Raw genomic sequence first — 14,094 nt, 5'->3', positions numbered from 1 at the left:
GTCCAACTGCCGTTCACCCATGATCGGACCACATCTTCACGACACGGACTGTGAGGGGCACACCCTGGTTAGGAAGTCGATCACCTCTCATCGTTCCTGTCAGCCGCGTCCTGCGCACACCCCAGCCCGTGCGCGCAGGACGCACACGACGCGCACAGTCCGGGAGCCGCCCATGTCGACCCAGAACCCCCAGCCGCTCTGGCAGCCTGATCCGCAGCGCATCGCCCAGGCCCGGATCACCACGTTCCAGGCATGGGCCGCCGAACGGCACGGCGCCCCCGCCGAGGGCGGTTACGCGGCACTGCACCGCTGGTCCGTGGACGAGCCGGAAACCTTCTGGAAGGCCGTCACGGAGTGGTTCGACGTCCGCTTCTCGACCCCCTACGCGCGTGTGCTGGGCGACCGTTCGATGCCCGGCGCCCAGTGGTTCCCCGGTGCCACCCTCAACTACGCCGAACACGCCCTTCGCGCGGCGGCGACCCGCGCGGACGAGCCGGCGCTCCTGTACGTCGACGAGACCCATGACCCCAGGCCCGTCACCTGGGCCGAACTGCGCCGCCTGGTCGGCTCCCTCGCCGCCGAGCTGCGCGCCCTGGGCGTACGTCCCGGAGACCGCGTCAGCGGCTACCTCCCCAATATCCCGCAGGCCGTCGTCGCCTTCCTGGCCACCGCGGCGGTGGGCGGCGTGTGGACCTCCTGCGCGCCCGATTTCGGCGCCCGCAGCGTGCTCGACCGCTTCCAGCAGGTCGAACCGGTCGTCCTGTTCACCGTCGACGGATACCGCTACGGCGGAAAGGAGCACGACCGCCGCGACGTCGTCGCCGAACTGCGCCGTGAACTGCCCACCCTGCGTGCGGTCGTGCACGTCCCCCTGCTCGGGACCGACACCCCCGACGGGGCGCTGGACTGGTCGGCCCTGACCTCCGCGGACATCGAACCGGCATTCGAGCAGGTGCCTTTCGAGCATCCGTTGTGGGTGCTCTACTCGTCCGGCACCACCGGACTGCCGAAGGCGATCGTCCAGTCACAGGGCGGCATCCTGGTCGAACACCTCAAGCAGCTCGGACTGCACTGCGACCTGGGGCCGGAAGACCGTTTCTTCTGGTACACGTCGACCGGCTGGATGATGTGGAACTTCCTCGTCTCCGGCCTCCTCACCGGAACGACGATCGTCCTGTACGACGGCAGTCCCGGCTATCCGGACACGGGCGCCCAGTGGCGGATCACCGAACGCACCGGCACCACCTTCTACGGCACCTCCGCCGCGTACGTCATGGCCTGCCGCAAGGCCGACGTGCACCCCTCCCGCGACTTCGACCTCTCCGCGGTGCAGTGCGTCGCCACCACCGGCTCCCCCCTGCCGCCCGACGGCTTCCGCTGGCTGCACGATGAATTCGCCGAGAGCGGGGCCGACCTGTGGATCGCCTCCGTCAGCGGCGGCACGGACGTCTGCTCCTGCTTCGCCGGCGGAGTACCCACCCTCCCCGTGTACATCGGCGAGCTGCAGGCCCCCGGTCTGGGCACCGACCTGCAGTCCTGGGACCCGAGCGGCAAACCCCTGACCGACGAGGTCGGCGAGCTCGTGGTCACCAATCCGATGCCGTCCATGCCGATCCACTTCTGGAACGACCCCGACGGCAGCCGCTACCACGACAGCTACTTCGACACCTATCCCGGCGTCTGGCGGCACGGCGACTGGATCACCCTCACCTCGCGCGGTTCCGTCGTCATCCACGGCCGCTCCGACTCCACGCTCAACCGCCAGGGCGTCCGCATGGGATCGGCGGACGTCTATGAGGCCGTCGAACGCCTTCCCCAGATCAAGGAATCCCTCGTCATCGGCGTCGAACAGCCCGGCGGCGGCTACTGGATGCCCCTGTTCGTGCACCTGGTACCGGGCGCCGTGCTCGACGAGGAACTGAAGGAGCTCATCCAGCGGACCATCCGTGAACAACTGTCGCCACGCCATGTCCCGGACGAGATCATCGAGGTGCCCGGGGTGCCGCACACCCTGACCGGCAAGCGCATCGAGGTGCCGGTCAAACGCCTTCTCCAGGGCACGCCGCTGGAGAAGGCGGTCAACCCGGGGTCCGTCGACAACCTGGACCTGCTCACGTTCTACGAGGACCTGGCCCGCCAACGCACCTGACCCCCAGTAACCGGTCCCCCTCCGTGATCAGCCAGTTCAGCGCGACCTGCGCGAAACTCAAGCCGTGGGCTCTCGCGATCGTACCCAGTTCCTTGATCAGGGGTGTGATCCGGGACCAACACCGTTGCATTTGGCTTCTGAGCTGTACGTCAAGTCCTGTTGAACAGCGCAACGGGACCACCTGATAGATCAACGATCGGCGAAGAAAGTCGATCAAGGTCAGGGGTCCCGTTGCGGGAGAAGGCTGTCATCACGTCCACGATCGAGACAGCGCGGGGTGTGTTCACTCCGGGTCATCTGGGGGAGTTGACCCAGATCGTGGACTTCGCGCTGGTGGACGCGGTGCTGGAGGAGACCGGCCGGCGGGAGAAGCGCCTGCGGCTGCTGCCGTCGCGGGTGGTGGTGTACTTCGTGCTCGCTCTCGCGTTGTTCGAGCACTGCTCGTACCGCATGGTGTGGTCCAAACTGACCCCACCCTGACCTCGCTGCCCCTGGTGCGTCCGGCGGTTTCCTCGCTGACGCGGGCCAGACGCAGGGTGGGGCCGCACCTCTGCAGCGTCTGTTCGAGACGCTAGCCGGGCCCGTCGCCCGCCCCGGGCAGGCCGGGTCCTTCTACCGGGGCCTGCGCACGGTCGCCGTCGACGGGACCCTGCTGCAGCCCCCGACGACGAATCGGTCACCTGGCGCTACCCCAAGCGGGCGAGGGAGACCCTGGAGTTCGGCTATCTGCGGCTGCGGCTGCGGCTGCGGCTGCTGGTGCTGGCCGAGTGCGGCACCCGCGCGCTCATGGCCGCCGCCCTCGGGCCGGAGTCCGAGGGCGAACTCCCCTATGCCAAGCGGATTCTGCCCGTCCTGGACGAGACGATGCTCCTGTTGGCCGACGCGGCCTTCGACGGCAACGAGTTCCTGGATGCCGTTCATCGGAGCGGGGCGCGGTTCTTGGTGCGCTCCGGAGCCCGCCGCGTCCCCACCCCCACCGAGCAGCTGGGCGACGGTTCCTACCTCTCCCGCATCGGCTACGGCGTCCTGCGGGTACCGCTGCCGGTGCGGGTGATCGAGGCGGCCCTCACCGTCACCCTGGCCGACGGCACGGTCCGCACCGAGCAGTGGCGGCTGATCACCAACCTGCTGGACCCTGCCCGGTATCCGGCTGCCGAGCTCTACCACCGCAGGTGGCAGGCGGAAACGACGTACTTTTCGATCAAGGCCACGATGCTCGACGGCCGCGTCCTGCGCTCCCGCAGCATCGACGACCTCGACCAGGAGGTCTATGCCCTGCTCACCGCCTACCAAGCCCTGATCCGCGCCGGCAACGACGCCCTGACCGGACGTCCGGAAGTACCCATGGAACGGATCAGTTTCACCATCCTGCCGGCCGCCGCAGCCGGCACCGTCACCGCCGGCCATGGAATCTTCCCCAGCACCTCATCGACCTGGTCGGCACGATCGGACACGCTGCCCTGGGCGATCTCCTGCCCGCCCACCGGCGGCAACGGGTAAAGGCCCGCACCCGCAAAAACCCCACCAGCAAGTGGCCCGAACGCCGGACAACGTGGTCTCACTGCCCCGGATCGGCTCCCCGCCGCCTCCGCCCGTCCCCACCGGTACTCAACGACGACCAGGCGGCCTTGGCCGACGCCTCCGGGATCGTTCGAATCAGTGCCTTCGACGCCCTCGATGTCCCGCATGAACCGCCCCCACCGGACGCCGTTCCGGCGGCCCTGCGCAGCGAGGGTCTGGGAGACCGGCAGGACCCGGCCGATGCCGGGCCGCCGCGCACCGGGGCGCTCTCCCTGGCCGCCGTCCTCGCCATCGCCCTGACCGCGTTCGAGGGCCTGCAGACCTGGATTAAGGAGTCCGGGCCGCACCGGGCGGAGGCTGGCAGCGTATCAGCGGGAGCTGGAGCTGCTGGCCGCGAAGGCGACCGCGGACGCCACCCGGCACCACGCGGAAGCCGACCGCGAGCACGCCCGCCCTCGCCTACGTCCCCTCCATGGAGTTGCTGCCCGCCCACGCCACCGCCGCCGCGATCAGCGGCGGCTGCGTGTGGTGGCTGTACCGCAAGGTCAAGACGAAGGACTTCCGGCGCACGATCCGCACCACCCAGCGCGTCCTGGGACCGGTCACCGGCGGTACCGTCTACGCGGCCGCCGCGATCGTGCCCGGCCACTCCTGGTGGGAGCCGGTCGCCGCACTGGCATGGGGCGGCCTCATGGCCGCCGCCCTGCCCATCACCCGCTCCACCTGGACCCCGCCGACTACCGAGACGGCTGTCTACCCGCCCGGTTTCCCCGGCCTGGTCATGCAGATGTGGGACACCGCCGACGTCGCCCCCGGCACCCGGCTGGAGAACATCCAGCAGACCGTGTCCCCCCCAGCACCCCCACTTCACCGCCCACGTCGTGGCATCGGCCGGCAAGCCGGTGCCACGCATCGACCTGGTCGACGTCGCCGCCTGCTTCGGCTACCCCGTCGGCCGCGTCAGCCTGGACGAGATCCCCCACACCGGCCCGGGCCGCATGCGCCTGACCGTCGCCCCCACCGCCCGCCCCACCGGCGGCACCTTCGAAGACCTCTGGGCACAGAAAGTCGCCCGGCCCGGCGGCGCCATCCCCGACAGTGAGATCGTCCGCGTCGAGCAGCTGCCCGCCCGCGGCGACCTGCCCGCCCGCGGCATGGTCCTCGCCCAGGTCGACGCGGGCGAGCTCGCCCGCATCAACCACGCCCAGCTCTGTTCCGCGTTCGGCGTCGAGCCCGAAGAGTTGCGCCTGGTCGCCGAATCCCGCGGCCGCGAGGCCCTGGTGACGCTGTACGAGTCGGCACCGCTGAAGGGCGCCCGCCGCGCCACCCGCGAGCTGCTCACCCTGGACGCCCACGGCCGCTACACCATCGGCACCGCCCACGACGGATCCGACGCCACGGTGCACATGCAGTCCGCGGCCGGCACCCTGCACGGCTTCCTGGTCGGCGTCACCGGCTCCGGCAAAACCGTGGCGCTGGCGCTGATGTGCGCGGCATGGGCGCTGGCCGGCCTGACGAACTGGGTGACCTCCGCCCGCCCCGACGCGCAGATGAGCGCGGTCGGCCGGCACATCGACCGCCAGAACGCGGGCCCGGTCTTCACCTGGTGGATGCTCAAGGCCGCCATCGCCCTGATGGACATCCGCGGCGAGATCAACGCCGAAGCCGGCCACGACTTCTCCGCCCACTCCCCCTACCCGGGCCTGGTCCTGGTCCTGGACGAATTCAACTCCCTCGTCGGCGACGACGCCCTGGGCGACGAGATCGCCCACATGACCGACGTCCTGGCCCGCGAGGGCCGCAAGTTCGGCATCGGCATCGTCTTCGCCGGCCAGTCCCTCAACCTGTCCAAACTCGGCGGCGAGGCCTCCCTGCGCGACCAGGTCCAGGGCGGCATCGGCGTCGTGCTGCGCATCGCAGGCTCCTCCGGCGGCATCGCCGCCCGGCAGGCCACCGGCGGACTCGCCGGGGACGTCGACCTGGCCGGTATCCCCGACCGGTTCACGCCTCCACCTCGCTGATGGACCGGATGCACGGCATCACCGACGACGTACCCGGCGAGACCACCCAGGGCGTGGGCCACACCGTCACCGGCTCCGGCGCGACCATGATGCGCACCCTGTACGTCCACCTGCCCAAGGACGGCTCCCCCGACGAACTGGGCGACATCTTCCCCGAGGACGGCTCCATCAACTGCCTCACCGGCCGGGAGACCGACGCCCTGACCGCGCTGGGCCTGTGGCACGACTGGACCATGCCGCCACCCTCCGGCAAGGACAACGACGGCCAGGACGACGGCGCCGGCCACGACTTCAGCGGCGTCGGATCGTTCCCGCCGCCCCCGCTCCCCACCCAGAAGAAGCCGAAGACCACGGTCAAGGACAAGGTGCTGGCCGCCGTCGACCGGCAGATGACGGCCAAGGAGATCCGCGCCGAAGTCGACGCCGCCGCCGGCACCGTCCGCAACGCGCTCAGCGACCTCGTCGCCGAAGGACGCCTGCACCAGGTCGACCACGGCGTGTACGCGCCCCTCCCGGCCCCCGCCGGCACCGGGCCGCAGGACGACTGACCTCGCCCGTCCCACGCCGTGGCCCCCGGCCACCACCGGGGGCCACGGCATCTCCGCCCGGCATCCGTCCGGGCTACCCCACCCCGCCCCGCCCCATGGAAGGAATCCCCCGTGATCGTCTCTGTGTCCGCCGTACTGCTCCTGGCCGTCGTCGTGCTCGTGCTGCTGCGCCGGCGCACCGTCGGCGTCGGGTCGGCCCTCGCCTGCGGTGCGTTCGGGTTCTGCCTCGCCTCCACCGGCATCGCCCCCGCCCTCACCGAGGCCCTGGCCGCCGTGGCCGGCCTCGTGTCGCTGGGCTGACGGGAGCCCCGTGATGGCCGCCTCGCTGCACACCGCGCCCGCCGCCCCGCCCGGCCGGACGCCCCCGGCAGCGGCACCCGCCGACGCAGGCTGTCTCAGCCTGGACGCCCGGCTGGCCGCCGCAGAGGCGGCCATGACCGTCCGACTCGACGAAGCCTCCGTGGCCCACGAGGTGCGCACCGCGCACCTCGACACCGCCCCGGTCGACCTGGACGACGTCATCACCGTCCCGCTCACCCCGACCCCGCAGGCACCACCCCAGACCTACGCGACGCCGGTCGCCGCGCTCCTCGAGCGGGCCCGGCACCGGATGGAAACCGGCGGCTGGTGTGCCGGCGTCGCGGTCGACGACGACGGCGCGGTCTGCCTCATCGGAGCGATCCGCGCGGAGGCCGGCGGCAACCGCGGCCTGGAAGCCGACGCCGCCGCCGTCGTCCTGGACGCGATCCGACGCCGCTTCGGCGACCACCTCGACTCCGTGCCCGAATTCAACGACCGCTTCGGCAGCGGACACACCCCGGCACGGATGCTGGGCGAGGCCGCCTCGATGGCCGACGCACAGGGACGGTGACCCCGCAGGCGGTCAGTCCAACTCGATGAACAGCCGCCCGTCGTCGTCCACCCACGCCGGATAGACGACCCCGCCCACCACCGCGCGGTTCACCCACACCTCGACGTCCGCGTCGGTGTCGATGACCAGCACGCCGTCCTCGTCCGTGAACGCCTGCCACGTCACGCCGTCCGTGTCGATCACCGCATCGAAATCGACCACCGGCACATCCCTGCGCAGCCAGCCCATCACACCCCCCTGTCCGCGTATGCGGCCACCAGCCTGACCCACTCCACCCTGCCCGCACCAGCCACAGGAGATTCCCCCATGCTCGTGCCCCGCCCCCGCCGCCGGACCGGCCGGCCCCGCCCGCAGCGTCCCGGCCCCCGCTACCCGCACCGCCCTTACCGGTTGCCCGACACCTGGAGCCGGTGATGCCCGGCCAGGACGAGGACCTGGTCGACGTCGATCTGCACGACGACGGGTCATTCCCAATTGGAGTTCGCGCGGGTTCCGTGAGGGCTTTGGGGCAGTAGAGAGCGCAAGTGAGCAGGTGAGAGCCCTCGTTCTACCTGCCACTCGTGCATGTCAACTTCTCCGAGCTATTGGCAGATTCTGCGAGTTCGGCCAGCAACTTGCGAGGCCATGCGGGATCCCGGAAGTCGCCGCCGTTGGGCGCGAGCTCAAGAGGTGCTGGAAGAGATCCAGTCGTCGTTGTTTCGATGGCGGTCCAGTCCCACGGCCTCAAATTCATCCTCACCGAGGCTCCTCCTCACGCCGAACTGCCGAAGAGCCTGCGAGATCGGGCTGACTGCTCGCGAGAACCACTTCTTCGCCGGCGCATCCAATGGCCCCACTGCCAGCGCCCCGTCAGCCCAGACGGCGGCCCGTTGCTCGCCGACGCCACCGAAGTACTCGGCCTCGACATAGGCGACGGGCCCTGCAGCGGACCACTGGGCGAGTAACCTCTCGAAGCCTCCCGGAAGCTTCCAGAATCCCAGAGCCCCCCCGGTGCTGCCGTCCGTGACGGCGTCGAAGACCTCATCCGTCATCGGCATCAGCAACAGGCCCTGCCGGAGAGGCACCACCCGGGCACCAGGAACGCCCCGCGCCGCGGCTCGCAGCAACTCGTCTTCCGCGATCACCGCCTGCAACTCGTAACCCACCGAGGCCCTCCCCCACCGATTGGAGACCTCATCATGCCCCAGCCACCCCGGACGAACCCGCGTGCCTCATCACGCCACAACACACCCTCCGCCAGCGCGTTCCCGGCCAGGCGACCTTCAGATCCTGCGAACCCGCTGGTTTCCGAGTTCCGGTGGAAGCAGGCACCCAAGGAACTCGCGACCCGCAGGCAGCTGCGCGCCATGGGGTTACGACCCGGCGAGCACGACCCCGTCGCGCAGATCACCTGCCGGGGCGGCAAGCGTGTCGCCTACCTCTACCGCATCGACCTGGCCAAGCCCATACGGCCCATGACCCTCGCCAAGGAACTCGCGCTCGACAAGGCGATGGCAGCGAGGCAGACGTGCCCGAAATGCCTGCGGAGATATCACGCGTGCCTACCCCTGCGCACCCTTGGCTCCTGCTTGGAGTGCCACGACGGCACCCCCGCCGACCCGACCACGTACATCCCGCCGACCGAACACCGGCTCGCCGCCTGACCACGAGAGGGAAACCACCCATGAGCACCGCCACCTTGCCCGAGGGCGACTGGATCCGCGGCATCAGCATCAAGCAGCCGCACGCCACCTGTGTGCTGACCGGTGACAAGACGATCGAGAACCGTCCGAAGCACTGGAGTTGGCGAGGCTGGCTACTCCTGCACGCGGGCCAGCGGATCGACCGGACCGCCCTGTGCCTGCCGCTGGTCGCCCACACGATCCACGGCCGTGACCTGCCGACCGGTGCCGTGATCGGCGTCGCCCGCCTGACCGGCTGCCACCAGGACCCGGACGGCTCCCCGCCCTGCGGGCCATGGGCGGCGCCCGGCTGGTGGCACTTGGAGCTGACGGACGTCCAGAAGCTCGCCCTGCCGCTCCCCGCGCGCGGGCAGCTCGGGCCCTGGAAGCCCACCGAGGACCTGGTGGCTCAGGTACATCAGCAGTTGCCCGACCTGCGACCGTGAGCACCTGCCGTCGCCCCGCACCCGCACCGCCCGAGCCGCCCGCGGTGCCGGTCCATCTCCTGGACTGGCACGACGGGGCGCACTTCGCCTGGCCCGAGCAGTGCGTGCGGTGCCGGAAGACCACTCCGCTGAGGTCCTACGCCGGAGAGGCCGTGCACAAGACGTGTGCGGAGCTCTGGAACGCGCGGAATCCCGGCAAGACCCGGTTCGTCTCCGCCCCGCCCAAGGGCGGCAAGGGCGAGGACCACGCCTGACCTCTACCTCCAGATGGAGGCCCCCATGAGCAGCACCAACCGCGACGTCGACCACGCCCTCGCCTACCCCGAGCCACCCGCCTCCTCGCTCTGGCACCGGCACGGCGCGAAGGCCCGCCCGCTCACCGACGCCCAGAAGCGAAGCAACCGCGAGCTGCTGGTCCTCGCACAGCGCACCACCCGACCCCGCCGCGCACCGTTCTGGAGCGGTTCCCCGCCGGAGGCCCCGCGGATCCTGGCCGGCCGAAGGTTCGCCGCCGCCCAGCGTGCCCAGGGCACCAACGCTCAGGTCGTCATGGACCTGCACACCGACCAGTTCCTTGTGGTCACCGACACCTCAACCGAGTAGCGCCACCCCGGAGCGCCGCGCACTGCCCTTCCCGGCCAGGCGCGGCGCTCCGCACGTTCCCGCCCTTCACCCCGAGCAGGAGGCTCCCTCGCACCCGATCCGTCTGATCTCGTTCGGCTACCTGCACCTGCACCTGCACCTGCCCACCGCCCGGACGGCTCCCTCGTCCCGCCCGCCGCCGACCGGATCGAGGACGTCCGCGACCGGCTCCGCGACCCGGCCGCCGCCCGCGACATCCTCGACCTCGACGGCCTCGACCCCCGCGTCCAGGACGTCGTCCTGAACACCCCCGGCGCCCGCGAGCTGCTCGCCAACCTTGCCGATTACGCGATCCTGCCCGCCGGCCCCCGTCGCATCGCCATCGGCTGTGCAGGCGGGAGGCACAGAGTCGTTGACCGGACTACGCGAGGACACGCCGGGCGGGAGTGCGTCTGCCGCTTGGCCTAGTCGGTAGACGTTGCGCATCCGAACGGCGAAGGAGCGCAACGGAGTTGAACGAGCAATCCCGAGATGTCCGCGCCATCCAGCTCCCACAGTGGGGGCGGGTGGCCATGGACCCAGGTGTCGTGCCCTGGCTGGTCTTCGATGAGGAGGGGAAGGTCGTGCAGCCGGTCCGCAGGTTCCTCATCGACTTCATCGCCCGGGACAACCGGACCGGCAGCGTGCGCAGTTACGCCTATGACATGCTGCGCTGGTGGCGGTGGCTGCGGGTGGTCGATGTCGAGTGGAACCGTGCGACCTCGGTGGAGGTGCGGGACTTCGTCCTGTGGCTCCGGTCCGCGACGAAGCCGCGCAGGTCGGCACGTACACATTCCGCCGTGACCGCGGGCACCACGAATCCGATCACGAAGAAGACGTACCTGGACGACCGCTACAAGCCGCGGACGATCCGGCACAGCAACGCGGTGCTGCGCAGCTTCTACGACTTCTGGATCGAGACCGGCGGCGGCCCGCTGGTCAACCCGGTGCCGCTGGCGCGGTCCGACCGGCGCCGGCCGTACGCCCACCACAACCCCCTGGAGCCCTACCGGGGCGAGGGGAGGCTGCGCTACAACCCGAAGGTCCCCAAGCGGCGCCCGCGGGAGATGCCGGACGAGCGGTGGAACGAGCTGTTCGGGGCCCTGCGCTCGAACCGGGACCGGGCGATCCTGGCCCTGGCCGTCAGCAACGGCGCCCGCGCCTCGGAGCTGCTGGGTGTGCGCGGGGTCGATCTCGACTGGGGCGACCAGCTCGTGAAGGTCGTACGCAAGGGCACGCTCGCCGAGCAGTGGCTGCCGTCCAGTCCGGAGGCATTCATCTGGATTCGCCTCTACCTGGCCGAGGGCCCGCCGTTGGACCCGCAGGCCCCGCTGTGGTGGACCCTGCGCCGCCGTGACCACGGCGAGGGGCTGGCCTACCAGACCATGAACTACGAGGCGCTTCGGGCGGTGTTCCGCCGGGTCAACGCGCTGCTGGGCACGAACTGGTCGATGCACGACCTGCGTCATACGGCCGCCCTGCGCATGGCCCGCGATGAGAGCCTGTCGCTGCGGGACGTGCAGACCATCCTCGGTCACGCCCACCTTTCCACCACCGCCGACGTCTACCTCGTCGAGGAGGAGGCCCAGGTCATCCGCCGTGTCCAGGAGCATCTGGCCGAGGTGAAGGACCGGGCGAAAGTCCCGCCGCCGGCAGTGGCGGGCGGCTACGAAGCCAGCGATCTGGACGTGCTGTTCGGGGGTGGTGCGGCATGAGCCGCCGCGCCAACCGCGTGATGCTCGCGGGCACCGGCCCCGCCCCCGAGCGGCGCCTGTCCGTCGCTCACGACGTGAAGGCGGACGAGAAGCGCGTCGGCCCCCACGAGCATCTGGGATGCGACGACGTCCTGGCCCTGTTGCCGCTCTCCCCGGTCTGGCCGGCGCAGGACTACACCAACGGCCGGACGCTGGGCCGAAACCGCCTGATCGGGGTGGGGCAGATCCTCGACTGGCTTCTGACGCACGCCGGGGACGGCTGGCAGGCCCGCTGGAGGGCGGCCGGCGCCGACCGCGGCAAGGACTGGATCGAGCAGGTGCTCGCCCAGACCGACAACGGCCACAGCTACCAGGGGCGCCGATCGACGCTGCTGAGTGGTCTGAACAGCCTGTTCATCAGCCGCATCGTGCTGCCCGACTACGAGTTCATGCGCAACTACAAGGCCATGGCGCTGCTCAAGGACGTCCAGCGCATGTTCCCGTCCGGGACGCTGGATCAGATGCGCTGCCACGGCAGCGAGCTGGGCATGACCGGCCGGCACGTCGACGAGGGCCTGCGCGTGCTCTCCAAGATGATCCTGCATACCGGCCGCGACCTTGACCAGCTCACTGCCGAGGACGTCTTCGAGGCGCGGGCCTGGGGGCGGCGGGCCATCGGCTACTCCTACGACGGCACTCACAGCGCCTGGGACCTGCTGCGCGGAGCCGGGGTGATCCACTCCAAGGACACCCTCAAGGACGCGCTGCGGCACGGCCAGCGGCCCACCGCCGAACTGGTCGACTTCTACAACCTTCAGAGCACACCCGTGCGCAACCTGCTGGTCCGCTACCTCGAAGAGCGCCGGCCCGGCGTCGACTACGGCACCTTCGTCGGACTGGCCCGCGAGCTGGCGGGCGTGTTCTGGGCCGACATCGAGGCCCACCACCCTGGCATCGACACCCTCCGCCTGCCCGAGGAAGTGGTCGACGGCTGGAAGCAGTGGCTGCTCACCTACGTCAACAAGAGCGGTGAGGTGGTGGAGCGTCGCTCCCGCTACGACGTCATGATGCGCATCCGCGGCTTCTACCTCGACATCCAGGAATGGGCGCACGAAGATCCGTTCTGGGCTGAGCGGGCCTGCCCCAGCCCGATCCGCCGCGGCGACGGCGCGGGCAACCTCAAGGCCGTGGCCCAGACCCAGGCCCGCATGCACCAGCGGGTCCGCGAGCGGCTCCCCCACCTCGGGCACCTGGTCGAAGCCGCCGAGCGAGAGCGGGACGAGACCGCCGCGCTGCTGGAGGCCGCGAGGGCCACTCTGTTTGACGAGTACTTCGACCATGAGGGCACCCGCTACCTGCGGGTCCTGCCCGCCGCCCACAAGGTCACCAGCCGCCCCGACCACGTCACCCCGCACGTCTACATCCAGGTCGAGGGCAGCACCAAGCGGATCAACCAGAGCATGGCCGAGGACGAAGCGTTCTGGGCCTGGGCCGTCATCGAGACCCTGCGGCACACCGGGGTACGCGTCGAGGAGCTCACCGAGATCACGCGCCTCGCGCTGGTCTCCTACAAGCTCCCGGACACCGGGGAGATCGTCCCGCTGTTGCAGATCGTGCCGTCCAAGAGCAACGAGGAACGGCTCCTGCTGGTCAGCCCGGAACTGGCGAGCGTCCTGGCCACGATCATCAAACGCCTGCGGGACGCCAACGGCGGCAAGATCCCGCTCGTCGCCCGCTACGACGACCACGAACGCGTCACCGGGCCGCTGCTGCCGCACCTCTTCCAGCGCCGCCACTACTGGCAGGCGCAGGTCATGGGCCAGAACACGGTCTCCCGCCTGCTCCGCAAAACCCTGGAACGGATGGGACTGCGCGACCAGGCCGGCAACCCGATGCGCTACACACCCCACGACTTCCGCAGGATGTTCGCGACCGAGGCCGTCACCGGCGGACTGCCCGTCCACATCGCCGCCCGCATCCTCGGACACAAGACCCTGACAACCACTCAGGCATACCTCGCGGTCTTCCAGGACGACCTGATCCGCACCTACCGCGGCTTCCTCGACCGCCGCCGGGCCGAACGTCCCGACGAAGAGTACCGGGAGCCCACCGAGCAAGAGTGGAGCGACTTTCAGCAGCACTTCGAGCTGCGCAAGGTCTCCCTGGGCACCTGCGGGCGCCCCTACGGAACCCCCTGCAAGCACGAACACGCCTGCATCCGCTGCCCAGTTCTCCAGATCGACCCACGGCAGCGATCCCGGCTCATCGAGATCATCCAGAACCTCCGCGAACGCGTCCGCGAGGCCCGCGCCAACGGCTGGCTGGGAGAAGTCGAAGGACTCCAGGTCAGCCTCGCCGCCGCCACCGCCAAGCTGCACAGCCTCAAGCGCACCCCCGCCGACGGCCGGCCACAGCTGGTCGACCTGGGCATGCCCATCTTCACCGACAACGCACCGCCGCCCCAACCGGATGCGGGAAGACCCGGCCTCAAGGCTGACCACTGAAGCAACTACCGGCCCCGCCCCGGGCGGGGCCGTACTCAATGAAGCTCGCAGCCACGGA

Annotated in this window: 17 protein-coding genes; 14 read left to right on the top strand and 3 right to left on the bottom strand. The window is 70.3% G+C overall.

Features of this window, described 5'->3' with window-relative positions; translation table 11 throughout:
* The first annotated feature begins 172 nt into the window (after positions 1-172).
* From AC6F7H_RS33380 to AC6F7H_RS33370, 3 genes are all read left to right on the top strand, one after another.
* Positions 173-2,149: an acetoacetate--CoA ligase gene (locus AC6F7H_RS33380; protein ID WP_500759279.1), complete on the top strand. Its 1,977-nt coding sequence runs from the start codon at positions 173-175 to the stop codon at positions 2,147-2,149.
* Positions 2,150-2,380: 231 nt separating this feature from the next.
* Complete coding sequence (locus tag AC6F7H_RS33375; protein WP_500762350.1) at positions 2,381-2,629, top strand: transposase domain-containing protein; 249 nt, start codon at positions 2,381-2,383, stop codon at positions 2,627-2,629.
* Between the two features lie 306 nt (positions 2,630-2,935).
* Positions 2,936-3,649, top strand: a complete 714-nt coding sequence (locus AC6F7H_RS33370) for a transposase (RefSeq protein ID WP_500762348.1) — start codon at positions 2,936-2,938, stop codon at positions 3,647-3,649.
* 480 nt (positions 3,650-4,129) lie between these two features.
* On the opposite strand, the gene AC6F7H_RS33365 is transcribed toward AC6F7H_RS33370, so the two are convergent.
* Entirely contained in the window at positions 4,130-4,276 is a 147-nt protein-coding gene (locus AC6F7H_RS33365; protein ID WP_500762345.1) for a hypothetical protein, read from the bottom strand.
* 275 nt (positions 4,277-4,551) lie between these two features.
* Between AC6F7H_RS33365 and AC6F7H_RS33360 the strand changes: the two genes are divergently transcribed.
* The 4 genes from AC6F7H_RS33360 to AC6F7H_RS33345 all read left to right on the top strand — a co-directional run bounded on the left by AC6F7H_RS33360 (position 4,552) and on the right by AC6F7H_RS33345 (position 7,110).
* Positions 4,552-5,691, top strand: coding sequence for a type IV secretory system conjugative DNA transfer family protein (locus AC6F7H_RS33360; RefSeq protein ID WP_500762343.1), 1,140 nt, complete (start codon positions 4,552-4,554; stop codon positions 5,689-5,691).
* On the top strand, positions 5,691-6,239 hold the full coding sequence (locus AC6F7H_RS33355) for a hypothetical protein (RefSeq protein ID WP_500762341.1): 549 nt from the start codon (positions 5,691-5,693) through the stop codon (positions 6,237-6,239). Before AC6F7H_RS33360 ends, AC6F7H_RS33355 begins: the two co-directional genes overlap by 1 nt.
* Positions 6,240-6,350: 111 nt before the next feature.
* Positions 6,351-6,539 (top strand): hypothetical protein, encoded by a 189-nt coding sequence (locus AC6F7H_RS33350; protein ID WP_500762339.1) that lies wholly within the window; start codon positions 6,351-6,353, stop codon positions 6,537-6,539.
* Between the two features lie 13 nt (positions 6,540-6,552).
* Positions 6,553-7,110 (top strand): DUF6197 family protein, encoded by a 558-nt coding sequence (locus AC6F7H_RS33345; protein ID WP_500762337.1) that lies wholly within the window; start codon positions 6,553-6,555, stop codon positions 7,108-7,110.
* A gap of 12 nt (positions 7,111-7,122) precedes the next feature.
* Here the strand turns inward: AC6F7H_RS33345 and AC6F7H_RS33340 are convergent, their stop codons facing one another.
* Together AC6F7H_RS33340 and AC6F7H_RS33335 are read right to left on the bottom strand one after the other, a co-directional pair.
* Positions 7,123-7,311: a hypothetical protein gene (locus tag AC6F7H_RS33340; RefSeq protein WP_500762335.1), complete on the bottom strand. Its 189-nt coding sequence runs from the start codon at positions 7,309-7,311 to the stop codon at positions 7,123-7,125.
* A gap of 461 nt (positions 7,312-7,772) precedes the next feature.
* A complete protein-coding gene (locus AC6F7H_RS33335) occupies positions 7,773-8,255 on the bottom strand; it encodes a hypothetical protein (protein WP_500762334.1) in 483 nt (160 codons plus the stop codon).
* 33 nt (positions 8,256-8,288) lie between these two features.
* On the opposite strand from AC6F7H_RS33335, the gene AC6F7H_RS33330 reads away from it, so the two are divergent.
* The 7 genes from AC6F7H_RS33330 to AC6F7H_RS33300 all read left to right on the top strand — a co-directional run bounded on the left by AC6F7H_RS33330 (position 8,289) and on the right by AC6F7H_RS33300 (position 14,036).
* Positions 8,289-8,753, top strand: a complete 465-nt coding sequence (locus tag AC6F7H_RS33330; protein ID WP_500762332.1) for an RRQRL motif-containing zinc-binding protein — start codon at positions 8,289-8,291, stop codon at positions 8,751-8,753.
* 20 nt (positions 8,754-8,773) lie between these two features.
* Positions 8,774-9,217 carry an ASCH domain-containing protein gene (locus tag AC6F7H_RS33325; protein ID WP_500762330.1) on the top strand — a complete coding sequence of 148 codons (444 nt, stop codon included), beginning with the start codon at positions 8,774-8,776 and terminating at the stop codon, positions 9,215-9,217.
* Entirely contained in the window at positions 9,214-9,471 is a 258-nt protein-coding gene (locus tag AC6F7H_RS33320) for a hypothetical protein (protein WP_500762328.1), read from the top strand. The genes AC6F7H_RS33325 and AC6F7H_RS33320 overlap by 4 nt, the downstream gene beginning before the upstream one ends.
* 25 nt (positions 9,472-9,496) lie before the next feature.
* Entirely contained in the window at positions 9,497-9,820 is a 324-nt protein-coding gene (locus AC6F7H_RS33315) for a DUF8839 family protein (protein ID WP_500762326.1), read from the top strand.
* Between the two features lie 186 nt (positions 9,821-10,006).
* On the top strand, positions 10,007-10,267 hold the full coding sequence (locus AC6F7H_RS33310; RefSeq protein WP_500762556.1) for a RapZ C-terminal domain-containing protein: 261 nt from the start codon (positions 10,007-10,009) through the stop codon (positions 10,265-10,267).
* A gap of 44 nt (positions 10,268-10,311) precedes the next feature.
* Positions 10,312-11,553, top strand: a complete 1,242-nt coding sequence (locus AC6F7H_RS33305) for a tyrosine-type recombinase/integrase (RefSeq protein WP_500762324.1) — start codon at positions 10,312-10,314, stop codon at positions 11,551-11,553.
* The gene (locus AC6F7H_RS33300; RefSeq protein WP_500762322.1) at positions 11,550-14,036 is read left to right on the top strand and encodes a tyrosine-type recombinase/integrase; all 2,487 of its coding nucleotides are present in this window, start codon (positions 11,550-11,552) and stop codon (positions 14,034-14,036) included. Before AC6F7H_RS33305 ends, AC6F7H_RS33300 begins: the two co-directional genes overlap by 4 nt.
* Positions 14,037-14,094: the final 58 nt, after the last annotated feature.

Source organism: Streptomyces sp. MMS24-W38, from assembly GCF_059889265.1.
The sequence above is the reverse complement of the archived record's forward strand: the minus strand, read 5'-3'. Positions and strand labels throughout refer to the sequence as shown.